The organism is Stenotrophomonas sp. 10N36 (genome assembly GCF_056395005.1).
The window spans coordinates 132,901-159,151 of the sequence record NZ_JBFTIS010000006.1 but is presented as its reverse complement, the minus strand read 5'-3'; the positions used below and the strand labels follow the sequence as shown (position 1 = coordinate 159,151).

Annotated in this window: 20 protein-coding genes; 8 read left to right on the top strand and 12 right to left on the bottom strand. The window is 64.0% G+C overall.

Annotated elements, in window-relative coordinates; translation table 11 throughout:
* Nucleotides 1-9: 9 nt before the first annotated feature.
* The 5 genes from AC1DCJ_RS08560 to AC1DCJ_RS08540 form a co-directional block, all read right to left on the bottom strand.
* Complete coding sequence (locus AC1DCJ_RS08560; RefSeq protein ID WP_478070692.1) at nt 10-2,370, bottom strand: TonB-dependent receptor; 2,361 nt, start codon at nt 2,368-2,370, stop codon at nt 10-12.
* A 74-nt stretch (nt 2,371-2,444) separates the two neighbouring features.
* On the bottom strand, nt 2,445-3,275 hold the full coding sequence (locus tag AC1DCJ_RS08555; RefSeq protein WP_478070691.1) for a carboxylesterase family protein: 831 nt from the start codon (nt 3,273-3,275) through the stop codon (nt 2,445-2,447).
* Nucleotides 3,276-3,474: 199 nt separating this feature from the next.
* On the bottom strand, nt 3,475-6,552 hold the full coding sequence (locus AC1DCJ_RS08550) for an efflux RND transporter permease subunit (RefSeq protein ID WP_478070690.1): 3,078 nt from the start codon (nt 6,550-6,552) through the stop codon (nt 3,475-3,477).
* Nucleotides 6,549-7,649 (bottom strand): efflux RND transporter periplasmic adaptor subunit, encoded by a 1,101-nt coding sequence (locus tag AC1DCJ_RS08545; RefSeq protein WP_137191352.1) that lies wholly within the window; start codon nt 7,647-7,649, stop codon nt 6,549-6,551. The genes AC1DCJ_RS08550 and AC1DCJ_RS08545 overlap by 4 nt, the downstream gene beginning before the upstream one ends.
* Before the next feature lie 50 nt (nt 7,650-7,699).
* On the bottom strand, nt 7,700-8,332 hold the full coding sequence (locus AC1DCJ_RS08540) for a TetR/AcrR family transcriptional regulator C-terminal domain-containing protein (RefSeq protein WP_448135000.1): 633 nt from the start codon (nt 8,330-8,332) through the stop codon (nt 7,700-7,702).
* 174 nt (nt 8,333-8,506) lie between these two features.
* Here AC1DCJ_RS08540 and AC1DCJ_RS08535 point away from each other — a divergent pair, with 174 nt between their 5' ends.
* Both AC1DCJ_RS08535 and AC1DCJ_RS08530 read left to right on the top strand, forming a co-directional pair.
* Nucleotides 8,507-9,454: an alpha/beta fold hydrolase gene (locus tag AC1DCJ_RS08535; RefSeq protein WP_478070689.1), complete on the top strand. Its 948-nt coding sequence runs from the start codon at nt 8,507-8,509 to the stop codon at nt 9,452-9,454.
* Between the two features lie 183 nt (nt 9,455-9,637).
* A complete protein-coding gene (locus AC1DCJ_RS08530) occupies nt 9,638-10,402 on the top strand; it encodes an EAL domain-containing protein (RefSeq protein ID WP_414715959.1) in 765 nt (254 codons plus the stop codon).
* Between the two features lie 36 nt (nt 10,403-10,438).
* On the opposite strand, the gene AC1DCJ_RS08525 is transcribed toward AC1DCJ_RS08530, so the two are convergent.
* The 3 genes from AC1DCJ_RS08525 to AC1DCJ_RS08515 form a co-directional block, all read right to left on the bottom strand.
* Nucleotides 10,439-10,837, bottom strand: coding sequence for a hypothetical protein (locus tag AC1DCJ_RS08525; RefSeq protein ID WP_478070688.1), 399 nt, complete (start codon nt 10,835-10,837; stop codon nt 10,439-10,441).
* A gap of 245 nt (nt 10,838-11,082) precedes the next feature.
* Nucleotides 11,083-11,994: a CPBP family intramembrane glutamic endopeptidase gene (locus AC1DCJ_RS08520; RefSeq protein WP_478070687.1), complete on the bottom strand. Its 912-nt coding sequence runs from the start codon at nt 11,992-11,994 to the stop codon at nt 11,083-11,085.
* Between the two features lie 293 nt (nt 11,995-12,287).
* Nucleotides 12,288-13,250, bottom strand: coding sequence for a LysR family transcriptional regulator (locus AC1DCJ_RS08515; protein ID WP_478070686.1), 963 nt, complete (start codon nt 13,248-13,250; stop codon nt 12,288-12,290).
* Nucleotides 13,251-13,352: 102 nt separating this feature from the next.
* On the opposite strand from AC1DCJ_RS08515, the gene AC1DCJ_RS08510 reads away from it, so the two are divergent.
* Together AC1DCJ_RS08510 and AC1DCJ_RS08505 are read left to right on the top strand one after the other, a co-directional pair.
* Nucleotides 13,353-14,456 (top strand): alkene reductase, encoded by a 1,104-nt coding sequence (locus tag AC1DCJ_RS08510; RefSeq protein ID WP_478070685.1) that lies wholly within the window; start codon nt 13,353-13,355, stop codon nt 14,454-14,456.
* A 304-nt stretch (nt 14,457-14,760) separates the two neighbouring features.
* Nucleotides 14,761-15,144 carry a nuclear transport factor 2 family protein gene (locus AC1DCJ_RS08505; RefSeq protein WP_478070684.1) on the top strand — a complete coding sequence of 128 codons (384 nt, stop codon included), beginning with the start codon at nt 14,761-14,763 and terminating at the stop codon, nt 15,142-15,144.
* Between the two features lie 448 nt (nt 15,145-15,592).
* On the opposite strand, the gene AC1DCJ_RS08500 is transcribed toward AC1DCJ_RS08505, so the two are convergent.
* From AC1DCJ_RS08500 to AC1DCJ_RS08485, 4 genes are all read right to left on the bottom strand, one after another.
* Nucleotides 15,593-16,072, bottom strand: a complete 480-nt coding sequence (locus AC1DCJ_RS08500; RefSeq protein WP_478070683.1) for a lysozyme inhibitor LprI family protein — start codon at nt 16,070-16,072, stop codon at nt 15,593-15,595.
* Between the two features lie 73 nt (nt 16,073-16,145).
* On the bottom strand, nt 16,146-16,766 hold the full coding sequence (locus AC1DCJ_RS08495; protein WP_478070682.1) for a DUF3011 domain-containing protein: 621 nt from the start codon (nt 16,764-16,766) through the stop codon (nt 16,146-16,148).
* A gap of 13 nt (nt 16,767-16,779) precedes the next feature.
* On the bottom strand, nt 16,780-17,061 hold the full coding sequence (locus AC1DCJ_RS08490) for a hypothetical protein (protein WP_038691275.1): 282 nt from the start codon (nt 17,059-17,061) through the stop codon (nt 16,780-16,782).
* Nucleotides 17,062-17,329: 268 nt separating this feature from the next.
* Nucleotides 17,330-18,061, bottom strand: a complete 732-nt coding sequence (locus tag AC1DCJ_RS08485) for a class I SAM-dependent methyltransferase (RefSeq protein ID WP_478070681.1) — start codon at nt 18,059-18,061, stop codon at nt 17,330-17,332.
* Nucleotides 18,062-18,239: 178 nt separating this feature from the next.
* Here AC1DCJ_RS08485 and AC1DCJ_RS08480 point away from each other — a divergent pair, with 178 nt between their 5' ends.
* From AC1DCJ_RS08480 to AC1DCJ_RS08465, 4 genes are all read left to right on the top strand, one after another.
* Complete coding sequence (locus tag AC1DCJ_RS08480) at nt 18,240-21,065, top strand: response regulator (RefSeq protein ID WP_478070680.1); 2,826 nt, start codon at nt 18,240-18,242, stop codon at nt 21,063-21,065.
* Nucleotides 21,062-22,282, top strand: coding sequence for an EAL domain-containing response regulator (locus AC1DCJ_RS08475; protein WP_137191362.1), 1,221 nt, complete (start codon nt 21,062-21,064; stop codon nt 22,280-22,282). Before AC1DCJ_RS08480 ends, AC1DCJ_RS08475 begins: the two co-directional genes overlap by 4 nt.
* The gene (locus tag AC1DCJ_RS08470; protein WP_478070679.1) at nt 22,279-22,950 is read left to right on the top strand and encodes a response regulator; all 672 of its coding nucleotides are present in this window, start codon (nt 22,279-22,281) and stop codon (nt 22,948-22,950) included. Before AC1DCJ_RS08475 ends, AC1DCJ_RS08470 begins: the two co-directional genes overlap by 4 nt.
* 122 nt (nt 22,951-23,072) lie before the next feature.
* Nucleotides 23,073-26,228 carry a hybrid sensor histidine kinase/response regulator gene (locus AC1DCJ_RS08465; RefSeq protein ID WP_478070678.1) on the top strand — a complete coding sequence of 1,052 codons (3,156 nt, stop codon included), beginning with the start codon at nt 23,073-23,075 and terminating at the stop codon, nt 26,226-26,228.
* Nucleotides 26,229-26,251 lie beyond the last annotated feature (23 nt).

Here is a 26,251-nt window from a genome sequence, read left to right as displayed (position 1 = left end):
GCGCTGGACTCACAGGTCGACCCGCACCGAGAACCCGACGGTACGCGGCGCGCCGATGAAGGCCGAATTGCTGCCGTCCACGCCGGCAAGGTACTTGCGGTCGGTGAGGTTGCTCACCACCAGGCTGGCGCCCACGCCCTTCAGCCTGGGCGACAGGCTCTGCAGGTCGAAACCGATGTTGGCATTGAACACCGTGGCCGACGGCAGCTTGGCGGTATTGGACGCATCCAGGTAGCGTTCGCCCAGGTAGCGCCCGGAAATGCCGGCGTTCCAGCTGTCGCCCTGCCAGTCGGCCGACACCACCAGCACGTGCTTGGGCTGGCCGATCACCTGGGCACCGTCGACGATGCCCAGCTCGGTATCGCGCGCGGCGTTGCCGCTGCCCAGGTACTTGGAGCGGTTGTAGGTGTAGGCCCCATTGATTCGCCAGCCGTTGTCCCAGCCATAGCCGAGCGCCGCTTCCAGACCGGTGCTTTCCACACCACCAAAGTTCTCGTAGACGCCATCGGTTTCGTCCAGATAGTCGATACCGTCGGCCAGCCGCGCGGGCAGGTAGACGATGCGGTTGTCGAATTTGATGTTGTACAGGGTCAACGAGCCGGTCAAGGGCCAGCGGCTCACGCGCAGGCCCAGCTCGATGTTGTCGGCGGTTTCCGGTTCGACCCGGGCGAAGCGCTGCGCATCGGTTTCACCGAGCACGCCGGACGGAATGGCGGCGAAGTTCTGCGAGTAGCCGCCAAACAGCTCCAGGCCGTCGACCGGCAACGTCCAGGTGGCACCGGCCGACAGCAGCGGGTCGGACTTGGAATCCGACCGCACGCTTTCGGCATTGCCGATCACGCGGTTGCGCTTCTGGTCGACGAAGAACTGCTTGACGCCCACGCGCGCACTGAACGGACCGAAGCGCGCCACGTCTTCCACGTAGTACATCTGCTCGCTGGTCTTGTAGCGGTCTTCGAACTGCACCCAGTACGGCTGGTGATCGAAACCGATGTCGGTGCCCACGTTGAGCAGGCGGTGCCAGTCGCGACGCACGCTGCGGTCGTACTGTTCCACCCACACGCCACCGCGCACGATGTTGTCCACGCTGCCCAGCGTCTGCTTCCATTCCACGTCGGCGGTGGCACCGGCGCGGTCGTTGTCGTAGTGCGAATGGCGGTAGGACTGCACGCCCTGCACGCCGGCAGCGTAGCAGTTGGGGTCGTACTCGGCACTGAAGCCGGCGCGCGGTACACAGCCGGCGCGCATCTGCGCGGCGCTGCCATCGGGATTGACGAAGTAGAACTGGCCCAGCGCGCTGCCGCCATACACGGTGCTGCCGCCCAGGTACTCCGACTCGGGCCGGCCGGCGCCATCGTTGCGCGCCTGCACCAGATACGGCGGCAGCCAGTCACCGCGGCCTTCCATCTTGTGCGCGTAGCCGGTCAGCGTGGCCTTGAAGCCGTTGCCGCTGTCGAACGCCCCGCGCAGGTAGCCGAAGGTATTTTCACGCAGCGCGCGCGAGCCGGAGCGGAAGTTCTGGTCCAGGTAGGGAATGCCGGTGAGCGTGCCGGTGAGGCCGTCGCGGTCGGGGTTGGTCGCAAACGCGGCCGGGGTGACGCTGGTGTACTCCGGTTCGTCGGCGTCGTTGTAGGAGGCGTAGCCGCTGAGCGTCCAGCGGTCCAGCTCGGTCACGAACTTCGCGGCCAGGTTGTCGTTGCTGACATGGCCGGTGCCGTCGATCCAGTCATTCACGCGCGCCGAGGACGCGCTCACCCAGGCACGGGTATGCCCACCGAGCAGGCCGGTGTCGTAGCGCACGTAGTACTTGCGCGCGTCGTGGTCGCCACCACCAACCACCATGCGCAGCCGCTGCTCGGCCAGCGGGTCGCTGGTGAGGAAGTTCAGGGTGCCGCCCAGCGCCTCGTTGGACCGCGAGGAAATATCGGCGGTGCCTTGGCTGACTTCCACCGTTTCCAGATCGAGCGTGTCGATGTAGCGGTTGGCCAGCGAGCCGCCGCCGTAGCCGGAGCCGCCGTTGGGCAGGCCGTCGATGGTGGTGCCGATCTGCTGCGTGTCGCGGTTGGTCACAAAGCCGCGCATGCTGATCTGCGTGCCCCATACCGACGAGCCGGTGGCATCGGCTTCGCTCACCACCACGCCCGGCAGTTCATTGAGCGCGTTGTTGACGCTGCTGATGACCTGCTGGCGGTTGAGGGTTTCCTGGCTCACCGTGGTCTTGGCGTAGCTGGTGGCCTGGCCGATCACCTGTACCTGGTCCAGCGTGCGTGCGTCGGCGGCAGGTGCAGGTTCGGCGGCCGTGGCCTGGACGGCAGCGGTGAGCAACACAGCAAGCAGGGAAACACGAGGGGCGTGGCCGGAAGCGCGCATGGGTCGACGGGGTAGTGGAGGACCGGCGGAGTATTGGTGCCCGCAGTGACTTCCCCATGACATTGCGCTTGCAGTTAGCGCGGTGGAGTTTGTTTCTGTTGGAACAACCAGTCGCGCCACCACGTACCCGGCACGATGTCGGCGGGCGGTTGATGGGCCAGGCCGTGGTACTCGCGGAGCACGGCCTGACCACCGCGCGCACGGAGCGCGCGCACGAATCGCCGATCAGCCGTGATCGGATTCTCCTCGTCCGTATCGCCGTGCATCGCCAGCACCGGCAGGTGGGTATAGGCCGATGCTGCAGTGTTGGGCGGGGCGATACCGGCGATGGGCACGATGGCCGCGAACTGGCCCGGTGCCAGTGTCGGCGACAGCCACGCTGCCGAGCCGCCCATCGAGAATCCCACGGCGTAGATGCGCGAGGTGTCGACCCGATGCGTTGCCGCAACATGCCGCACCAACGCCAGGGCCGCGTGCAGTGCCGGTGCCGCCGTGGCGGCCTGGTCCGCGGCGGCAGGACCGTAGTTCGCGCTGCGCCCGGCGAACTGCGGCACCAGAACGTACGCGGGGTAGCGTTCGCGCGTGGCAGGCATCGCCCAGCTTCTGGCAAGGCGATCCAGCTGCGCGGCATTGTCGGTGCCGATGCCACCGGAGCTGTGGAACTGCAGTACCAGAGGATACCGCTGGCCCGCGCGCACGTGGCGCGGCGGCAGGATCCGGTACGGCAGCACCGTGCCGTCGGCGGCAGTGAAGCTGCCGCGTGCGAACAATTCGGTATCCACCGCGTCCACGGCATCGGTCGCCAGTGGGCCAACCCCCGTCACCGGTGCATGCGTCGCCGATGCTGGCGGACAGGCGGCGAGCGCCAGACACATCAGCAGGGCAACAGGGGGACGCAGGGGCATGGCGGGCAACCGGTCAGAACGTGCACGCAGTGTATCGACGCGGCGTGGCCGGCGCGCTGCGCCCGCCACGGTATTTCCGCATGCCACCTATGCATTGTGCTCATACCACCGCCGCCGGGTGGCCGCGCTTACGCGCCTGGGCTGCATCGGCATGGACGGGATGATCGAAGCGGACCGCGCAGCCACCCATGGGGTGGCTCTACTCCGTGTGCCCGGCCACCGCATGCGATGAGCGACGACGGAACTTGCGCGACAGCCATTCGCCCAGGTCGTCCATCACCGTGAACGCGGCCGGGATCACGATCAGGCTGAGCAGCGTGGAGGTGATCAGGCCGCCGATCACCGCAATGGCCATCGGCGCGCGGAAGCTCGAATCGCCGGCGAAGCCCAGCGCGATCGGCATCATGCCGGCGCCCATCGCCAGGGTGGTCATGATGATCGGCTGGGCGCGCTTGCGGCACGCATCGATCAGCGCATCGTGCTGGCTCATGCCGTGTTCGTCTTCGGCGATCACCGCGTAGTCGACCAGCAGGATCGAGTTCTTGGTGGCGATGCCGATCAGCATCAACAGGCCGATCAGCGCCGGCAGCGACAGCATGTTCTGGGTGATCAGCAGCGCGCCGAATGCACCACCGGCACACAACGGCACCGCCGCCAGAATGGTGACCGGCATCAGCGCATGGTTGAACAGCAGCAACAGCACCATGTAGATGCAGATCAACCCGGCCGCCATCGCCAGCATGAAGCCGATGAACAGTTCGACGAACACCTCGGCATCGCCGGTGTTGAGGAAACTCACCCCCGGCGGCAACTGCTTCACGCTGGGCAGCGCCTGCACCTGGGTCATCACCTCGCCCAGCGGGCGGCCGTTGAGTTCGGCGGTGAGGGTGACGTTGCGCTGGCGCTGGTACCGCGAGATCTGCGAAGGGCCGCTGCCCTGCTGGATGTCGGCCACCGCCGCCAGCGGCACCGGGCCGTTGCGGCCGGGCACACGCAGCTGCCCGATCAACGCCGGGTTGGCCAGCGTGGCCTCGGCAAAGCCCACCCGGATCGGCACCTGGCGATCAGGCAGGTTGAGCTTGGCCAGGCGCTGTTCGTAGTCGCCGGCGGTGGCGATGCGCGCCGCTTCGGCGATGTCGGCCGTGGTCACGCCGAGGTCGGCCGCGCGCGCCGCGTTCGGCACGATCTGCACTTCCGGGCGCAGCAGCGAAGCGGTGGAGGTGACGCTGCCCAGCCCCTGGATGCCACGCAGGTCGCGTTCCAGTGCGGTGGATGCGTCCTGCAGGCGCTGCGGATCATCGCCGGACAGCACCAGCTGCAGCAGGTTGCCCGGCTCGGAGCTGACGTAGCTCACGCGTACGCCGGGCAGGTTGGCCAAGCGGGCGCGCGCGTCGCGTTCCAGCACGCGCTGGTCACGGTCGCGGGTGTCGGTGGTGCCCCAGTCGAGCACCAGCGTGGCCTTGCGTGCCTCGCCCACACCAGTCGCGCTGGGGTCGCCGAGGTCAAGCACGCTGCCTACGGCGGTGTAGACCTGCTTCAGCTCGGGCATGTCCTTGAGCAGCGCGCGTGCCTGTTCGGCCACGGCCACGGTGTCCTGCAGGCGCGTGCCCGGCGGCAGTTCCAGGCTCAGGTTGCTGCGGCCCAGGTCGGACTGCGGAATGAAGGTGGCCGGGATGAACGGCACCAGCGCCAACGAGGCCACGAACAGGCCGGTGGCCAGCCACAGCGTGCGGCCGCGATGGCGCAGGGCGGCGTCCACCCAGCCCAGGTACCAGACCATCAGCCTGGAGTCGGGCTTCTCTTCGCCGTGGGGCTTGAGCAGGTAGGCGGCCATCATCGGAGTGAGCAGGCGCGCCACCAGCAGCGAGAACAGCACGGCGGTGGCCGCGGTCCAGCCGAACTCGCGGAAGAACTTGCCGGCGATGCCGGGCATGAACGCCACCGGCACGAACACCGCCGCCAGGGTCAGCGAGGTGGCGATCACCGCGTTGCCGATCTCGCCGGCAGCCTCGCGCGCCGCTTCCAGCGGAGGCTTGCCCATGCGCAGGTGGCGCACGATGTTCTCGATCTCCACGATCGCATCGTCGACCAGGATGCCGACCACCACCGACAACGCCAGCAGCGTGATCATGTTGAGGGTGAAGCCGAAGAAGTACATTACCGCGAAGGTGGGGATGATCGACAGCGGCAACGCCAGCGCGGCCACCCAGGTGGCGCGCCAGTCGCGCAGGAACAACCACACCACCAGCAGCGCCAGCAGCGCGCCTTCGTAGAGCATGGTCATCGACGAATCGTAGGACCGGTGGGTCTCGTCGATGGCGGTGGTGACCAGGCGGAAGTCGATACCGGGATGGGCGGCCTTGATGGTGTCGAGCGCGGCATGCACGCCTGCCTCCACCTTCACTTCGCTGGAGCCGCGTGTGCGCGACATCGAGAACGCCACCACCTCGCCGCCATCGAGCAGCGCCGCTTCGGTGGGATCGGCGGCGGCATCGGTAACCGTGGCCAGCGTGGACAGGCGCACCGCGCGGCCGTCCGGCAGCGCGATGGAGTAGTCGCGCAGGGCCTGCGCGTTGCCCACGGTACCCAGCGTACGGATGGTCTGCTGCGCGCCTTCGATCTCGGCCTTGCCGCCGGCACGCTCCACCTGGATGCGAGCCAGCTGCTGTGAGACGTCGCCGGCGGTGATGCCCATGGCGATCAACGCGTTGGGGTCCAGGTCCACCCGCACCTGGCGCTGCACGCCCCCCACGCGGGTCACCCGGGCCACGCCCGGTACGCCGTACATGGCACGTGACACGTCGCGGTCGACGAACCAGCTGGCCTCGTCGGGGGTCATGTGCGGGGCCACCAAGGCGTAGGTCATCAGCGAGCCGCCGATATCCACCTTGGAGATCACCGGTTCCTGGATGTCCTGCGGCAGGTCGGTGCGGATGCGCGTCACCGCATCGCGCGTGTCATCCAGCGCCGTGGCCAGGTCGGCCTCGAGCTGGAATTCGATGGTGGTGGTGCTGACGCCTTCGCTGACCGAGGAGATCACGCGCTTGACGTTGTTGACCGTGGCCACCGAGTCTTCGACCTTGCGGGTGACTTCCGCTTCCAGCTGGCTGGGCGACGCACCGGGCTGGGTGACGGTGACGGTGGTCATCGGGAAGGCGATGTCCGGGAAGCGCGCCACCGGCAGCTGGTAGAAGCCCCACAGGCCGGCCACGCACAGCACGAAGAAGATCAGCAGCGCGGGCAATGGGCGCTTGATTGCCCAGGCGGAGATATTCATCGGGCGGCGGCCTTGGTGTTGGCCACCACGCGCACGCGGTCGCCCTCGCCCAGGAAGCCGGCGCCGTCCACCACCACGCGATCACCGGCCTTGAGGCCTTCCAGGATCGCGGTGTGGCCGTTGACGGCCTGGCCGGTGCGCACGCGGTGGCGGGTGGCCTGCTGCTTGTCATTCACGCTGAAGACGTAGCTGTGGCCATCGCGCTGCACGATCGCCGCGGTCGGAATGGTGAGCACCTGGCCGTCACCGGTGACGATGCGCCCTTCCACGTAGATGCCCGGCTTGAGCGGCTCCGGCGTGGGCAGGTCGGCGTACAGGGTGCCGGTGCGGGTCTGTGCATCCACCCCGGGGCTCACGGCACGGATGCGGCCGCGTACCACCTGGCCGGCATAGGGCAGTTCCACGGTGTTGCCCACCACCACCTCGGCCAGCTGGTTCTCCGGCAGTTCGGCGCGCCACTCCAGGCGGCCATCCCGGATCAGCCGCAGCAGCTCGGTACCGGCCGAGACGACCTGGCCGGGCTGCACCAGGCGCTTGGAGATCAGCCCGTCGGCCGGCGCGCGCAGGTCGGCGAAGTCGCGCCGCAGCTGGGCGGCATCGCGCGACGCGCGCGCGGTGGCGGTCTGCGCCTCCGCATTGATGCGGGCAGCGCGCAGTTCGTCCAGGCTGCTGGCGCTGATCAACTGCTGCGCCGCCAGTTTCTCGCTGCGCTGGTAGTTCAGCCGCGCGAGCTCCTGCGAGGCCTGCGCCTGGCGCAGCGACGCGTCGGCCTGGGCCAGTTCGCTGTCCAGGGTGCGGTGGTCCAGCTGCAGCAGCACCTGGCCCTTCTTGACCCACTGGCCCACGTCCACCGGCAACGCGGTGACGCGCTGGCCGCTGATTTCCACGCCCAGCTGCATCTCTTCGTAGGCGCTGACCGGCCCGGACACCAGCACCGTGCGCGCCATGGTCTGCTGCTGGGCGGTGGCCAGCGACACCGGCAACGCCGAGGTCTCGGCGGTGGCCTCGGCCGACGGGGTGTCGTCCTTGCCGCCACAGGCACTGAGCAGCGCGGCAACCAGGATCAGGGAGGAGCAGCGGAGAATTCGGTCACGCATCGGTGGGGCTTCCGTGTCGGAGCAGCGGGAACAGCGGGGAAACAGCGGAATCAGGGGGCAGCGGCCAGGCGCAGTGCGATGCCGTCCAGCATCAGCCCCAGCCCCTGTTCGAAGCGCGCATCGAAATCGACCTCGCTCCAGAACTCGCGGGCGGACCAGCAATGCGGGAAACGTTGTTCGGCCAATGCCATGAACGTCTCACCGAGGGCTTCCATGCTGCCGTCGCCGGGCCAGGACTGCTCTTCAATCACGAAGCCCATCGTGTAGTACACCAGGTCCATCGCGGTGGTCGCGGCAAAGCGCGCCGGCAACCCGGCGCCGACCAGCGCGGCCAGGCTGGCCTCGCCCACCCGCAGCACGTTCTCGGTGGCCAGGAAGGTGCCGGCATACACCCGCGCGCCGTCGCGACGGGCCTTGAACGCCAGGCGGAACTCGCGCGCGATCTGCAGCAGGGTCTGCCGCCAGGGCTGGCCGGCGGGGATGTCACGGGCGACGTCGCAGATCATCGCGTCGGCCATGGCGTCGATCAGCGCCTGCTTGCTCTTGAAGTGCCAGTACAGCGACGGCGCACGGATGCCCAGCGAGCAGGCCACCTTGCGCAGCGTGATGCCTTCCAGGCCGGCTTCGTCGAGGATCCGGAAAGCGGCCTCGACGATGTTCTCGCGGGCGATGGGTTGGCGCACGGGGGACCTGGACTAACGCTGTTAGGGGGCGAATCTAACAGTGTTAGGGAGGGCCGCGCAACCGCGTGCAGGGCACCGGCGCCCCGCCATGGCCGCTGGCACCCCGGTTCCACGTTGCAGGGTGGCGCCCGCCCCTCGGGGCGCCCGTCCGCCCCCTTGTCCCAGGAGATCGCCATGAACACGCTACTGCGTTCGTTCCAACGTACGTCCAGCGCCCTGCTGGTGCTGCTGTCGATGCAGCTCAGCGCGCATGCGGCCGCCCCTGATGCGATCCAGAGCCACTCGGCCAACGTCAACGGGGTCACCCTGCATTACCTACAGGCAGGCCAGGGCAGCCAGTCGCCGGTGGTGCTGCTGCATGGCTACGCCGAGACCAGCCACATGTGGCGGCCGTTGATGCCACAGCTGGCCGACCGCCACGTGGTGATCGCCCCGGACCTGCGCGGCGCCGGCACGTCGTCCAAGCCGGACGGCGGGTACGACAAGAAGACGATGGCACAGGACATCCACGCGCTGGTGGCATCGCTGGGCTACCGGAAGATCAAGATCGTGGGCCACGACATCGGCCTGATGGTGGCCTATGCCTACGCCGCGCAGTATCCCGATGAGGTGGACAGCATCGTGCTCATGGACGCCTTCCTGCCGGGCGTGGGCGACTGGACCCACGTGTGGCTGCTGCGCGACCTGTGGCATTTCCACTTCTATGGCGAAACACCGTTGAAGCTGGTCGACGGCCGCGAGCGGATCTACTTCGAGCACTTCTGGAACGACTTCGCCGCCGACCGCACCCACTCCATCCCCGAAGCCGACCGCCAGTTCTATGCCGCCGAGTACGCCCGGCCAGGCGGCATGCGCGCCGGCTTCGAGTACTTCCGCAATTTCGAGCAGGACGCCAAGGACTTCGCCGGCTTCGCCAGGACGCCGCTGCAGATGCCGATGCTGGTGCTGTCAGGCGAGAAGGCCGGGGGGCAGTTTCTGATCGACCAGGCGCGCCTGGTGGACACCCACGTGCAGGGCATCATCATCAAAGGGTCGGGCCACTGGCTGATGGAAGAGGCGCCGCAGCAGACAATACCGGCGCTGGTGACGTTCCTGGATACGCCTGTGGCGGCGAAGCGCTAGCGGAGACGCCGACGGTACCCGTAGTTGCAGGCGGTGAAGGGACGTCCGCGTTCGGCCCGACGCGGACGATCCTTTCCCGGCTGATCGTGAGCGTCCAGGCATGGACGCCCCGGTCGCCTCTACATGGCGCTGATGGGCGCCCAGTTATCCTCATGGCGTTAGCCCGAACATGGAATCAACCGCATGCCTTCCCCCGATATGCGTGCCGGATGTGCACAGTGCCGCGATGCGGATCCGCTGCAGTTCGAGTTCAGCTACGCATTCCAGCCCATCGTCGATACGCATGCACGCAAGGTGTTTGCGCATGAAGCGCTGGTACGCGGCCCGGCCGGCGAGCCCGCAAGTTCGGTGCTGTCACGTATCACGGCGGACAACCGCTATTCGTTCGACCAGGCTTGCCGTGAGAAGGCGATCCGGATCGCCGCCTCGTTGAATCTGCCCTCCCATCTTTCCATCAATTTCCTGCCCAATGCGATCTACCGACCCGAGGTGTGCATACGCTCCACGCTTCAGGCAGCGAAACGGTATGGCTTTCCTGTTGAGCGGATCATTTTTGAGACCGTGGAGGGAGAGCAGGTCAGCGATGGAAAGTGGTTGGCGGAGATCCTGAGCGAGTACAAACGCATCGGCTTCAAGACGGCCATTGATGATTTCGGCGCCGGTTTTGCCGGCCTGAACCTGCTGGCCGACTTCCAGCCGGACATGGTCAAGCTGGATATGGCGTTGATCCGCGGAATCGACCATAGCCCGCCGCGTCGCGCGATCGTGGCCGGCGTGGTGTCCATGTGTGAGCAACTGTCTATTGGCGTAATCGCCGAAGGCATAGAGACCCGCGATGAGGCCCGCTGCCTGTCCGACCTCGGCATCCGCCTGATGCAAGGCTATTGGTTCGGCCGGCCGCAGTTCGAGAGCGCGGCGCGCGAGGCGGACATACCCTGGGCAATATGAGAGGCGCGTTCGCGTTCGGCCAGAAGCGATCGTCGCTCAAAGATCCGCAGCGTCTTCGTCGAGCGCGCAATCCTTCATGTCCTCAATCACCCGCGCCTTGACGAACTCGAACACGTCTTCGTAGGCGTCGCAGACGATGTTCCATGTCCTGGGCGATGGCTGGCTGCTGTCGGCAAAAACCGGATGGAAGTACACAACCCGATCTGTGATGCGGCCATCAACGATCAATAGACCCGCGAAGTCGTCGCGATCTTGTCGGGCGGCAAAAACAAAGACCTCTCCGCCGCTTACGTCCTCGCGCTGGAAAGCGCGGGAAGCGAATGCAAAATCAGAGGCGTCGGACAAAAAATGCCAAGGCGTGAACCGGGTCAGTCCCTGACTGAGAAACCAACGAAGGGCATTCGGCCACGCCGGATCGATCTTGCCGGGTTCCATGAAGTTATGCGTCCGTACGTGCGTTTTTGGTCGGAAGCGGACACTACCACGAGCGCAACGACCCGCCCAGCGAGGCGTCCGCTTCCGGCCAGAAGCAGTCGTCGCGAAGGCGGTCTCGGTTCCAGCCGGTAGTGGCACTCGCATCCCCAACCTGAGCTGCCTCTAGTTGACTGAATATCTGGAGCGGAATCCGCACCAGTAGCAAATTGCAAAACGAGCACCCGCTGCTTCCGGATGAGCTTGCGTTACCTGCTGGTCGGCGAGAAGTTCTGAGCTCCGCGCGTCTTTCGCCACTGGATCCACGCGATCGCGGCGACGAAGAAGACGCTGCACAGGTAACTGCCTTCCGGCCCTTCCGCGCCACCGGTCAGGATGTCGAGTCCTTGCGGGCGCAGCGCCACCAGTAGCGCCGGCAAGTGCGAATCCATGCCGGTGACGGGCAGTTCAAAGCCGGTTGCGAGCAACCAGTTCCACCCCGCGTGCCAGCCCATCACGCCCCAGATATTGCCGGTCCGCAGCGCCCAGGCGCAGGCGAACAGCGAGAACAGGAACGTGCCGAGCATGACCCGGGGCGGCTGGTGCGGACTGAAATGCAGGAAGCAGAAAACGAGCGACACCAGCAACACTGCCACCGTGACATTGGTCTTGCGCGCCACCACCGACAGCATCCAGCCGCGAAAGATGACTTCCTCCACGCTCGCCTGGAACATGAAACTTAATAGCAGCAGGCCGATGTGCAGCAGACTGACGGGCGACCGCCAGGCCTGCCCCAAGCCCGCCGCCTGCATGCCGCCAGCCATCCAGATCGCGAGTACGACCAGCGCGATCGTGCCGAATCCAACGGCCAGTCCGCGCAGGAAGGTTTTCAGTGGCGCCGGACCGGTCAGCCCGATACTCGCCAGCGAGCGCCCTTCGACGAAGCGTACCCAGGCGAGTACGGCCGCCAGCGTCGGCGCGAAGCCGATCCACAGCAGCGCATACAAGCCAGTGAGGCCGATCGGATCGCCGCGCGGCGTCGACCAATGCTGCGACTGCATCCACCCGTCCAGCGCGAACACCGGTACCGCGTTGAACAGGATCATCAGGATCGGCGTCAGCCAGGCCCAGGGCAGCCAGCCGCGGGCCGCATCGGGCGAATACAGGGCAACGGGGGTCATGCGGGGCTCCAGGTCGACGTGATCGCCGCGGCAAGTTGCCACCCGCGCGTGGGCGTGGCAACCCGTTTGCGACCAAGCCACAGAAGCCGCCGATGAATCACCCGGATCGCCGACGAAATGGCGCTAAGTCGTTGCCCGTGGTGTCCGCTTTGGGTGACCAGTTGAAACCGCCGTCGAAAGCGGACATTACCAGCGGTCGGCGCCTCCGTCCTCCCCGAAGGTCCACTTCCGGCCAAAAGCAGACAGTTCAGCATCGCCCAGTGCACCGGCCATGAGTGGCTCAACGACGCTCACTAGGCTGCATTTGCGTCCGTCATGAAATCAATGAATGCACGGAGCTTTCCCGGCATATGCGTTCGATGTGGGTAGTAAAGATGAAACGCATCGTCCATTCCACTGTGCTGTTTCAGTACGCGCCGCAATTGGCCGCCAGCCAACTCCTGCTTCGCGAAGTCCTCAAATACGAAGCCGATACCTTGGCCTTGGACAGCGGCATCCACGACAGACTTCATTTCATCAAAAAGGAGGCGTCCATGAACCTCGATCTGGACTGTCTGCCCATCGGCATCGAACTTCCACTCGAACCAGCGCCCACCCCCTGAGTAGCGCTGCCGAATGCAGTCATGCTTCAGCAGATCATCGATCGCCTTGGGCTCCGTTCGCCCGCGAAAGTAGTCCGGCGCAGCCACCACGATTCTTCTTTGCGCGGCCCCGAGCTGCTTTGCCACCATATCGTTCTGGACTCTTTTGCCCATGCGGATGCCGATGTCATAGCCACTGTTGACGATGTCGCCAAGCACGTTGTCCAGTGATATCTCGACATGGATCAAAGGAAATCCAGCGAGGAACTCGGGAAGATGAGGCTCGATCAACGTCCGGTAAGCCACGTAGGAAGAGTTGACCCGCACGGTGCCAGAGGGCTGGTCGGTCGCAAGCAGCGTCTCCGACAAGGAATCTCTGATCAGCGCAAGCGCGGGTGACAACTTGGAACTGAGTGTTGCTCCTGCTTCTGTCAGGCTGACGCTGCGCGTGGTCCGGTTGAAGAGCCGAACATTCAATTGACCCTCGACTGTCTTGATGGTGCGGGACACCGCAGTCGGCGTAACGCCTAGCTCGCTCGCCGCCTTGGAGAAGTTCAGATGCCGGGCCACTGACTCGAACGTCAGAAGTCCCTGGAGATATACCGGTGGAGCAGCGTGGCTTTCCGCTGACCTTTCACCCTCCGCTCCGGCTTGGATTGTGAACTTAGTGTTCATACCATACCTACTTTTGTGTCTATTCAAGTCATTGTCGCATGCTCCCATACTCCTGGAATCAAATGAATTCAGCGGGCAACCTGGTTGCCGAAAGGAACAGCGATGACGCGCAGCAGCTCTCCCAGCGATCTCTTCTCCCCCGTAGACCTTGGAGCGCTGACGCTGGCGAACCGAATTGTGATGGCACCGCTGACGCGCAGCCGCATGGGCGCCGATGGGGTCCCGAGTGAGATGCATGCCCGGTACTACGCGCAGCGGGCGAGCGCCGGTCTGATCATCAGTGAAGCCACCAACATCTCCGCCCAAGGGCGGGGCTACGACCTCACGCCAGGCATCTGGTCGGAAGAACAGGTAGCCGGTTGGAAAGTGGTGACTGATGCGGTGCACGCGGCGGGCGGCCTGATCGTTTGCCAGCTGTGGCATGTGGGGCGTTTCTCCCACGTGGACTTGCAGCCGGATGGAGCCCCGCCCGTCGCGCCTTCCGCGATTCGGGCAGAAGGGCAAACCTATACCTCAAATGGAATGCTGGATGTCTCGCAACCCCGGGCGCTGGAGACATCCGAGATTCCCGGCATCATCCAGCAGTACCGGCACGCCGCCGAATGCGCAAAACGCGCCGGCTTCGATGGTGTGGAAGTGCACTCTGCAAACAGCTACCTGCTCGATCAGTTCCTGCGTGACTCCACCAACCAACGTGACGACGAGTACGGTGGCAGCATCGAGAATCGCAGCCGATTGACGCTGGAAGTCACTGCTGCGGTGGTTGAAGTCTGGGGGCACGACCGCGTCGGCATCCGGATCTCGCCGGTGACGCCGGATGCAGGCAACACGCCTTTGGACAGCCAGGTGATGAAAACCTACGGCTACCTGATCGAGCAACTCAACCGATTCGAACTGGCGTACATGCACTTCGTGGAAGGTGCCACGGCGACGTCGCGTGCAGTACCGGAAGACGTTGATCTGGACGCACTGCGCGCCCTCTTCAAGGGCCCCTATATCGGAAACAACAACTATGACCTTCCGTTGGCAATGAAGCGCCGAGAAGAAGGCAAGATAGATGCGGTGGCATTTGGCCGGCCTTTCATCGCGAATCCAGATCTTGTGCGTCGATTGAAAGAAGGTGCCGCCCTCACTGTAGCCCCGCGTGACAGCTACTACGGAAATGGCGAGAAGGGCTACACCGACTGGCCGGCGCTCGCCGACTAAGTCGAAAGCGTACCGACCGGCCCAGATACGACGCCGCAAGCTACGAACAGCGTGCTCTCTCAACGTGGATTTCCGCGAAAGCAGAGATTCGCTCTCCGCGGCGACTTCCCATTCGACCCCGGCGGCCCCGCTCGCCTTTCGCGTCTGAGTTGCAGGCTCATCGCCAAAGCTACAGAGAGGACGTCGAGTGAAGATGATACTCATCAAGACACTGATGTTTACCGCAATTGCCGCAGGCGTCAGCGCTGCAACTGCCCAGACAGCAGTGTCTCAGTCCACCCCCCAAGTCAATCAAGGAACAGCCATGAGCGATTCGACCTACGTCCAGGATTACCGCGCCATCTCCGAGGTGCTGAACAAGTACATCGAGGGCTGCAAGCAGGCCAAGAGCAGCATCATGAAGCCTGCATTTGCTCCCGAGGCGACGATGTACAGCATCGACCCCGAGGGCAAGCTGGTGGGTGGCTCCATCACAGTTCTCTTTGAAGCTATCGACAAGGACTTCCGGCCATCTCCTGACGCAGAGGCCGCAATCACCAGAATCGAAATCGTCGGCACGGCAGCCAGCGCTCGCATTGACGCCAATGGCATGTCCGGCATCTCGTTCACTGACTTCTTCCATCTGTTGAAGGTCGACGGCAAGTGGATGGTAGTCAGCAAGGTGTTTCAGACCCACTCGGCACCTTGACTGCTCATCCGCACGGCCAGTTCCTACCCGCGTAGGTGCCTCGATCAGTCGGCGCATGCCGTCGACTGATGCAGCACACCCGTTTTGGGCACGCATTGTTCGTCTGCTGAAGAAACTGCCCGATTAGACATCATGAAACCGCTCGAGCCCGATCAATCCCCGCTCCGACCAGAGTGTTTCAGTCCAAGGTGCCTCTACAGCAGCCTTCTACGGCGTTGAACAAAGCTCGGCAAGATTCCTACAGGCATTGGCGGGCGGTCAATTGCTCGAGGCCATGACGCCAGCCGATGCACGCCAAGTGCTTGTAGCGGCGCAGGCGCCACGGCAACTCAGGATCAACGTGGGCGGGAAATCACGGCCCCTCCATCCCGTGAGCTCTCTCAGCTTGATCATCGCTTTCCCTGGAGCACCAACTGCGCTGTGACGCTGGCACGTCCCACTGCGCCGTCTACTGTCCGCTCATAGGATAGGAGCCCGCGCAGACGTCGCCTTCCTCCGTCCCTGCTACCCACGCATTGAGCTGTTTGATCCGATCACGCGTCAGCTGCTCGTACTCTCCGCTTTCACACATCGGCAGGACGCTCCCGTAATCGGCGGGACTCGGGTATCGCGCCGCAATCTGTGCATCGCGAAACACTATCCAGGCACGTTGTGCGGCCTTGAACTTCTGCAGGAAGGCGGGGTCGGTTGCATTGGCGGCCAGGACTTTTGCGTAGATCCGGTTGAGCTCGGCGTCAGCGCTTTTGGCGCTGTTACTTGCACACTGGTTGAGGCCCGCCTGCGACTGGTTGGGGCTGTCACAGGCCATGCCATCGGAGGTATGCGGTGCCGCTGCACGCGTAGCGCTGCCTTTGTTCACCTCGGCGTGAGCTACGCTCCCAACGGAGAGGGCGCACGCGAGAGAAAGTACTGCGACAGAAACTCTCATTCGGGTCACTCCTTCAAGGACGCGCATAGGGTGCCAACAGACTGGCGACCGTTAGGCGCGCCCGCACGGAAAATCAGTTGTTGGCGTCCGGGTTGTCGACCTTGCAGCCCTCGCCGTGGCAGCCCTGGTAGTTGCCATGGGTGTCAAAGTTTGGATTGCCGTCCTTGTCGAACTGGGGCCGTGTATCGATCGCGTCCGGGTTGTCGACGAGGCAACCATTGCCATGGCAGCCGTCGTAGTCGCTGCTGCTGTGGTGTTTGTGGCTTTTGTGCGAATTGTCATCGGCCGCTCCCGCCAACAGCGCAGCGAGTACCACGCCGGCAGCCACCGCCCCCACGTCATGACCGTGGTCGTCGTAGCGACGCGCATTGGAGTCGTATCCGTCGCCCCTGCCATGGTGGTATCCGCCGACATCCGCAAATACGCCCGCGCAGCCGTCCGACACCCAGATGTAACCACTGCGCCTGTTGAAGCCCCACGTACTGTTGACGATGCAGGCGCTGGACGAAGATTGGCGAATGAGCTGCGGGGATCTGAGAGGTCCGGCACCGCACTCGTTGTACTCGAAATGGCGCGACGCGCACTCGACGGTTTCGCCCGCTGCAGCCTGGCCCATGGGAACCAGACCGATCAGTACCACCAAGGAAAGCAAACCTCGCATACGACGCTCCTTGCACGTGGAAGGAAGGTTCACGCCTGCATCCAACTCAACCGCTATAGCCGCGGACGCGCATGCACTTCTTGATGAGATCCGATTTTTCCATGCCGCGGACCACGCCATCCCCTACTGCGTCGCCGGTGCTTTTTGGCGCTTTTCCATCCCCGGTCGTAGCCTTGGAGGCGTCGTAATCGCATTCGGCCAGATCGCGCTGCTTCTGCTCTTCGCTTGCACCCGGCTTGCTCCATGCCTTGATCTGGGTGGTGCCACATCCAGCCAGCATCACTGCACCAGAGAGCACGGCAAACGCGCCAATCAACGTGGTCCGCATGAGGGCTCCAGTCAATCTGAGATGGCCCGGTTGGCCACGGCTAATTAACGACGCCAATGGGTGAAAGATCTGTGAGCTGCCTGCTGGTGGTCCGTTCACATAGGCGGGCCGAAGCGCATCGCCTCCCTAGGCGCAGGCGTCGAGAGCGGAGGCGAAGGAAAGCGTCTAAAGAAGTCAGATGGCCCTTTGATGCGGCCAACGATGATTGAGGTTGTCGGGGCGCGTGGCGATTCCTTTACAGAGCCTTTGGCCGCAGCAGTTAGAATGGCTACAATCGCTGTGCGGAAAACAAAACCATCATGGGCCGCTCCGCCTCTTCGGCAAGTGCTGGGTTAGCTTCAATCTGCTCCGCAGCCGGCCCCCACTCATTGACGTGGCGAATAGTAAAGCCAGCGGCAATCAACGCGTTCAATGTCGTGCTCAATGTCCGGTGATACTTCACCACCCCGTCAGCCAGCCAGTTGCTGACGCGCTTGCCTTCGTTCTGGTAATTATTGACCGGCCAAGAACGCTGACCTTCTTCATCGGTGAGCCAAGCCTGACGTGGTGAGCACGTATAGATCGGGTGCTCCACCGTGAACACAAACCAACCGCCAGGCGGCAGTGCCTGATGGATGGAAGCAAACAGCGGGCCGATGTCCGGAAGGTAGTGCAGCGTCAGTTGGCTGTAGACCACGTCGAACGCCTTGCTCGGCAGTACGAGCTGCTCCAGATCGCCACGCTGGTAACTGATGTCGGTGTCCTCGGTGAGCTCTCGAGCTCGTGCGAGCATTTTTTCGGACAAGTCGATACCGAGCACCTTGGCGGCTCCTGCGACTCGTGCCCTGCGGCAGAACCAACCGTATCCACAGCCAAGGTCCAGAACCCGTTTTCCCGTCAGCACAGGAAGCATAGCCTGGATGGCCGGCCACTCGGGAGCGGCCTCCAGACCGAACTGCGAGCGCGGCAGTCGGGCATAGCCATCAAAAAAGGCCTGATTGTCGTAGATGTTCTGGGACACGCTGGACTCCGAATCGAATTCAATTCTAGAACCGGTCAACGCCACAGGAAACACCCTTATTGGCAGTTCCAGCCCCCGTCTGGCCGGAGCTGAACGGACATGCCGACCTCCGCGTGAGGAGACGGCCTTTAAGGATTGGCTGATGGAGTGGCTTGATGCGTCTCCATAGCATGCTTTCATGCATCGCCTCCTTCCACAGCACCCCGCGATTGACGCTCCTGCCGTCGCAGCCACCGTGCTGCTGCGGTGGCTGTCGGCGTGCATCCTGGTGTGCCTGGTCGGTACCGGGATCTTCTACGTCCTCGTTCAGCTTGGCGATGACGTCTCCGTACACAGGCGCGGGATGAACGCTGCTGCGTATCGAGCGCAGCTTTATGTGGACCAGCGCGAGGCCCTCCTGAACTATCTGGTCGACTCGGTCGTCAACGTCCACACCTCCAGCCAGAAGGCGCGCGCCTCGAGGCATGACGATGACCGGAACGTTCGTCGACTCCGATTGGGTACGGCGGGCGACGGACAGGAATTGACTCTGCTCCTGTCGGCACGGGCTGAACAGACCTTGGCCGATTTTGGCGTGCGCTTGGTGCACATTGACGGCACCTCAGTGGCCGTTCGCTCGGCTGCTCACGAGGAGCCGAGCGCCAGTTTCATCTCTCGACAACACACCGTGGGAAGCCCGCTGGCGCCGGATGGTGAACGTCCTAGCGATAGCCGGGTGCGCTGGGTTGCACCAACACAGACGGGATCGCCTATTTATCTTTATCGGGCGATCGGCGGCGCGGAACCAGACGCTTCCCACTGGCTGGGATTGGCGATTGACTCGGACGCCATGATCAAGACCCTGAATGGCAACGGCATTGGCGACTTTGCTTTGCTGGACAAGCACGGGGAGGCAGTCCTGACGCAAGGGGAGCGCTCCCCTTCCGCAAGCTGGATGCGTCGGCATGCGCAGGACGAGTTCGGATGGATCTGGGATGGCGCTCGTCCCGAGGGCCTGGCATTGGTCAAGGGCATTGGCGAAGACGGCTGGCGGCTGGTGTACCACGCGCCCCTGAGCCTGCTGCTGGTTGATATCGCGCCCCATCTGGGCATTTCGCTGCTGATGTCCCTGGCTGGCGTGGTTGCGCTGCGTGCGCTGACCCGACGCATCGACCGCCAGTTGATCCAGCCGGCGCTGCTACAGCATCGACAACTCCTGGAGAGCTTCGATTTCGGCAGCACAGTGATCGAGATGGCGCCGGTCGGAGTTTGCGTGCTGCGCGGCCACGATGGCACCCCGATGGTGGAGAACCAGCTTGCACGTGACTGGCTTGGCAACGATGCCGCAGCAGGCGACTGGCTGGGCAATCTGCGAACCGGCAATGCGGACCCGCTGGGCGAACGTCGCAGCGCGGACTACACCACCAGCGATGGCCGACAACTCCAGGTGCTGGCCGCGCGGACCCGCTATCACGGCGAAGATGTCCTGCTGTGCGTTTTCAACGACGTGAGCAGACATCGTCAGATCCAGGCGGCCTTGTCCGCGGCAAAGCAGGCGGCTGACGCCGCCAGTCAAGCCAAGACTGCCTTTCTTGCCACGATGAGCCACGAGATCCGGACCCCTCTGTATGGCCTGCTCGGCACGCTGGAGCTTTTGGCGCATACGTCACTGGACGCTCGACAGAGCCAGTACCTTGCAACCATCGAGCAATCCTCTTCGGCCCTGCTTCAGCTGATCAGCGAGATTCTGGATGTGACCAAGATTGAATCGGGTCAGCTCACCTTGGTCGTGGCACCGTTTTCCCCTTTGGATCTGGCGGAGTCGACCCTTCGTGCGTATGCGGCAGCCGCTGAACGAAAGGGAATACGGATCATGGTATGCACCGACCCCGCGCTGCCGGACCAGGTCCTGGGCGACGCCGGTCGGATTCGGCAGATTCTGGGAAATCTGTTGAGCAACGCGATCAAATTCACTGACAGCGGGAACATCTGCCTGCGCGTCCGGCTGGTCGCACGTGAGGCGGATATGGTGTCCGTGAGCTGGCAGGTCACCGATACCGGCGTAGGCATCGCCCAAGCCGAGCATGCGCGTCTGTTCGAACCCTTCCGTCAGATCGGCACACACAACCGCTTGGAAGGTGCCGGGCTGGGATTGTCCATCAGCGACCGACTGGTGCGGCTGATGAACGGCGACATCCGTCTGGTCAGCGAGCCCGGCCTGGGCAGCAGTTTCACGATGGTGCTGCCGCTGAAGACCGATTCGCGGGCCACGCCCGAGGAAAGTGCGCCCAAGTTGCTGGCGCAACCGCTGATCTATGTCCGGTGCTCTGTTTCCGAATTGGCAGATAGTGGAAGCGAATGGCTGCAGCGGTGGGGTGCCACCGTGCGTCGCTATGAACCGGGGATGCCGCTCGCGCCGGACGAGAACGCCATTCTGCTCGACAGCGATCCACGCGGCTCTCCCCCCGTCAGCTGGCGGGGTCCCCGCGTCACCGCACTGCCTGATGCAGGCGATACGCCCGTCGTTGATCCGGGGAACCCCCGCCACCTCACCGTCACAATGTTCAGCATCCGCGCCATTGCAAACGCGTTGGCGCGGCTGCAACAGAGCGACGCCCCTGTACCGATGGCAGCGGTATCCCGACCCGACGCGCTGGATCTGCGGGTGCTGGTCGCCGAGGACAATCCGATCAATCGCATCATCATGAAGGAGCAGCTGGAAACACTCGGCTGCAGCGTCCTGACAGCAACCGACGGCCAGAATGCTTTGGAGCTGTGCCGGTCGCAACCGTTCGACGTGGTCTTGACCGACATCAACATGCCGCGCATGAGCGGGCATGCGTTGACCAGAAGCCTGCGTCAGCACGACATCCTTTTCCCAGTGATCGGCGCGACAGCCAGCGCCACCCCCGAAGAGCGTGAACGCTGCTTTGCCAGTGGCATGGCCGGCTGCCTGGCGAAGCCCGTGGACATCGGTACCTTGCGCCGCGCCCTGACCCAACTGTCCCACGGAGCACCGGCATGACCATCCGCCATGTACTGATCCTGGAAGACCAGGCCTTCCAACGCAGCATGCTGGCTCAGCTCTTCAACAGCGCATCGAGAACCCACGCAGATACCTCGGGCGATGGCGCCGATGCGCTGGCGATGTGCCACTGGCGTCCCTACGACCTGGTCGTCACCGACATGATGATGCCCGGGGTGGACGGCATTCAGTTCATCCAGAGCCTGGCTGCCCAGGATCGGAAGCCGGCACTGGTATTGGTCAGCTCGGCGTCGACACGCATGATGTTCTCCGCCCGTCTGATGGCCGAATCCTTGGGATTCAGCGTGCTTGCGGTACTCCCAAAGCCCGTATCCCCTGGCGATGTTGCCGATGTAATGGCGTTGTTGAGCCAAAAGCAGGAAGGCGCGCATCGCGTCGCCGCCGTCAGCAAGGAGGCCAAGCTCCCGTTGGCAGCAAGCCGCGACACGTTGTGGCGGGCCATGAAGAGCGGTGAGATCACGGCGTGGTTCCAGCCGAAAAAATCGCTGGGCTCCGGCCTCGTGGTGGCGGCCGAAGCGTTGGTCCGCTGGTGCCACCCAGAACAGGGCTTGATATCGCCCGGTCAGTTTCTCCCGCTGATCCAGGAAAACTCACTCGAGCTGGCACTACTGCGGCACATGGTGAAGATGAGCGTTCGCGCGCAGGCCCAGTGGCGCGCGAGGGGCTTTCGAATTCCCGTATCAGTCAATTTGCCTCCCCATCTCTTGGAGAGAAGCACCTTGCCGGAGGAGCTGGTGGAGCTGACCATTGAGCACGGCGGGTCGCCTGCTGATCTTTGTTTCGAGCTGATGGAGAGCAGCACCACCCGGCACGTGAGCGACTATTACGCTGGTGCCTGCCGCCTGCGGATGAAAGGCTTCGGGTTGGCCCAGGATGACTTTGGACAGGGACTGAGCTCCGTCCACAACCTGGTGAGCGCTCCATTCACCGAGGTGAAAATCGATCGTTCGCTGGTACATGGTTGCACGCGGGATTCTGCACTGCGGAGTGCCTTAAGCACCGTAATCACGCTTGGTCAGAAGCTCGGCCTCAACATCGTCGCCGAAGGTGTGGAGACGGATGAAGAGCTGTCTACCCTCCGTGCACTCGGCTGCACACAAGTGCAGGGCTATCTGATCTCCGCTGCGATCCCCCAAGACTCCTTCGCAGAGCTTTTGAATGGTGAGACGCGCGCCCAGCGGAATGACGGCCGATGAAACGCCAGGACGGCCGAGGGACGTCCCGCGTTGTGATTGCCGACGATCACCCGTTCATACTGGCGGGCGTTCGTGAACTGATCGAGCAGGACGGCCGATTCCGGGTGGTTGCACAGGTGAGTGATTCCGCCGCACTCATGAGGGCGCTCCATACGCAACAACCTGACATTCTGGTCACCGACTACGTGATGCCCGGCGATTCCCGCACCTGCGATGGCTCCGTGCTCATCGGCAGGCTGCACAGGGCGTTTCCTTCACTCCCCATTCTGGTTCTGACAATGATCACCACCCCGTGGATGATCGATGAGATGTACAGAGTCGGAGCGCACTGCGTGATCACCAAATCGGGGGATCCGGCTGAACTTCTCCGCGCACTGACAGCGGCACGGATGCAGCGCACTTATCGGTCAGGTAGCGCTGGTCGTTCCAGCGCAACGACTGCCCCCCCTAAAGCGCCTCGACACGGCCTGTCGCCGCGGGAGCTGGAGGTCGTCAGGCTGTTTTCCAACGGCCAGACCGTGAGTGACATCGCGGCGAGATTCAATCGCAGCCGCTGTACCGTCAGCGCCCAGAAGGCCAGTGCGAAGCGCAAGCTCGGTACGAGGAGCGACCAGGAGCTGGTAGCGCTGGGACTGAACTTTGTCGGGATGGGTGACCAGGTCACCTGACGGGAGCCCGTGAATGGTTGCAGGGGCCAGACCGCTGGGGGGACCATCACCGTCCCGTGCGCGCCCGGGTTCCTATCGATTATCCTTCGCAAGGGCCGCTCCGCCCGTCAGACGAGATATGCATGCCGGTCGAGTCCACTCCCGTGCGCTTGCTTGCGCGCAGGTCCCTGTGGCTGCACAGCCTGCTCGTGGGCACCATCGCCGTGGCCACCATTCAGGCCGGTCTTCTTCTCTCCAGCTCGCTACAGCTGCTTCGGGAAGAGCAGCAGAAGGTTGATTTCCACTTCAAGCGCCTTTCTGGTGCGCTGCACGAACAAGAGCGCTTCATGGCGCGCTGGCAGGGGCATCAGCTGGATCCCGCAGATTCAAAGCGTGCCACACCACGCTTTCTGGATGCCAGTCCCTACCCTGCAGCCTTCTCTCCATTTTCCGTCGTAAGCAGCAACGGATCACCCCCTTCACCCGCAGCAATGGAGTTGGGCAGAGCTTTCTCAGGGTTCTATGGCAGCTTTTGGTCCGATTCGCGCTATCCATCGCCCCGTTGCCTCCTGCTCGATGGCACCGGCACGATGGCAGCGCTGGTGCCGCATGCGCTCCCCATAAGCGGTTCCGATAACACTGCGGATCCAAGCCTGCGCCGGATGATGGGCATCATTCACGCAGAAGCCTCGATCACAAGCCCGCAGAACGGCGGCATGGGGTGGCACCGACGCGATCTGGCCGATGGGAGCCGTTGGCTGCTGTCCGTCATGCGCTCTCCCCAGGATGCGGCCCTATGGGCCAATGGCGGGACCCCGGCGATCTCCTGCATGCTGGATGTGTCCCGCATCGACGACCACCAGCAGGTGCTTGGAGAGCCTATTTACGACCGGCTTTCGATCCTGGCCCCCGACGGGCGGCTGCTCTACGGGCCGGAAGTCGATGGTGGCGGCGGGCAAAGCAGACACTACAGCGCAGGGAGCATTACCTATCGCATGCGTGACGCTGAAGGCTGGCAAGCGGTCTATCAGGTCGGCTGGGCGCGCGTGCTGCTTCACCAGCGTTGGCCTCTGATCGGCGGCGTGATTGCGGCCATCCTGCTTGCGCTCGGTGGCATCGTGGCGCTTCGCAGCTACCGCCGCTCCGTCTTGGTGCCGCTGCGCAGGAATCAGGAACGGCTGCAGGAGAGCGAGGCGTTCAGCCGTACCGTCCTGGAGGCCGCTCCGATAGGGCTGTGTCTTCTTCGCAGCAGTGATGGCAGCGTGGTACTGGAGAATGCGCTGGCTCGCGAGTGGCTGGGTGCTCGACACGACGCTCCTGGCTGGGATGGCACGTGGCGTCAAGATGCACTGACGTTGGTGAAATCCGGGCAGAGCCGCACGATCCCCTACCGGACACCGGATGGACGCCACCTGCTGATCAATACCACCCAAGCCCGGTATCGCGGCGAGCCTGTCACCCTTTGCCTGTTCATCGATCTCACTGCACAGCATGAAGCCGAGCAGGTTCTACAACAGGCTCGGCAGGAGGCCGATCAGGCGAACCGCGCCAAGAGCCTGTTCCTGGCGACCATGAGCCATGAGATCCGCACCCCCCTGTACGGCGTTCTGGGCACGCTGGAGCTGCTTGGGCTCACCGCGTTGGACAGTCAGCAGAGAGACTACCTGAGCACCATCCAGCATTCGTCCTCCACGTTGATGCAGTTGATTGGCGACATCCTGGACGTGTCCAAGGCCGAAGCCGGACAGCTGGTCCTGGAGCCCGTGCTGTTCTCTCCGGCCGAACTCACCGAAGAGGTACTCCGCTCATATGCCGCGTCCGCGACGCGGAAGAACCTGCAGCTGTATGCCTGCATTGATGGCGACGTGCCTGAGCACGTCCACGGCGACGGCGCGAGGATACGTCAGGTCCTGAACAACCTGGTCAGCAACGCCATCAAGTTCACCGAGGCCGGCCGCGTGGTCATCCGGCTTCAGGCACGGGACGTGAGCGGGCGAAAGGCGACGCTCGCCTGGCAGGTGGCCGATACCGGGATCGGGATCGAGGAACACCATCAAGCGCATCTCTTCGAAGCGTTCTATCAGGCCAATCCGGGCGCCGATGCGCAGCGGGGCACCGGCCTTGGGTTGGCGATCAGCGCGCAACTGGTGGGCCTGATGGGCGGCCAACTGAGAGTGGTCAGTGACACGGGGCTTGGGAGCAGTTTCAGTTTCGAGCTCGAGCTGGACCGGCCAGAGGATTCCTCCCCGACCGGACGTTCCGCCGACGCAGAGCAGCGCGTTTACGTGCGCTCGCCGGCCGGCGAGCTGGTTGACACCCTGTGCGCCCGTCTGCGCAAGCGCGGTTTCCTCGCGCAGGGGCTTCACCGGGAACCGGGCATGGACGCGATCCCCGGCACGCCACTTCTGGAAGTCCCCATGAATGGACCGATCGGCGCATGGGACGGCCCTCACGTGGTCGCCCGCACCGGCGGTGGCGATCATCCCCAACAGGTCAACGGCGTATGGCTGGTGTCCATGCACCGCCTCGATGCGATGGTCGATGCACTGCTCCTCGCGACCGGCCGCCCACTGCCACTGCAGGGGGAACCGTCGGCCAAGGCGTTCCAGCCGCTACACCTGAGCGTTCTGGTCGCAGAGGACAACCCCATCAACCAGATGATCCTGCGCGAACAGCTGGAGCGTCTCGGGTGCCATGCCGTCGTCGCCAGCGATGGCGCCGAGGCATTTGATTATTGGACACGTCGCCATTTCGATGTGGTCATCACCGATCTGAACATGCCGCATGTCGATGGGTACGCACTGGCAGAGCGGCTGCACGGGCATGGCATAACGGCGCCGATATTCGGTGCCACCGCAAATGCCGACCCCACTGAGCGCGCGCGTTGCCGCAGCGTGGGCATGGCCGATTGTCTGGTGAAGCCCATCCGGCTGGACGATCTGTACCGACATCTGAGCCCCTTGGCTGTTGCCGGATCCAGCCCGGATGTCCTCTCGGTCGCTCCGCGGATGCGGACGCTCTTCCTGGAGACCATGCGTGATGATATGGCCGCGCTGGCGAGATCACAGGAGACCGGGGATCTGCCGGGCGTCAAGCACATGCTGCATCGCCTGCGTGGTGCGCTGGTCCTAGTGTCGGCAGAACCGTTGGCCGATGAGAGCAAGCGTATCGAGGATAGAATCGACGACGGCGCCAGTGCGGAGGACTGCGCATCTGGCACCGAGGCGTTCATTGTCCGGTTGGAACGCGCCTTGGCCCATCTCGAGTCGATATCCGCCGACCCGACCGATCCACCTTGACCTTTCCCCGCGATCCGGAGACC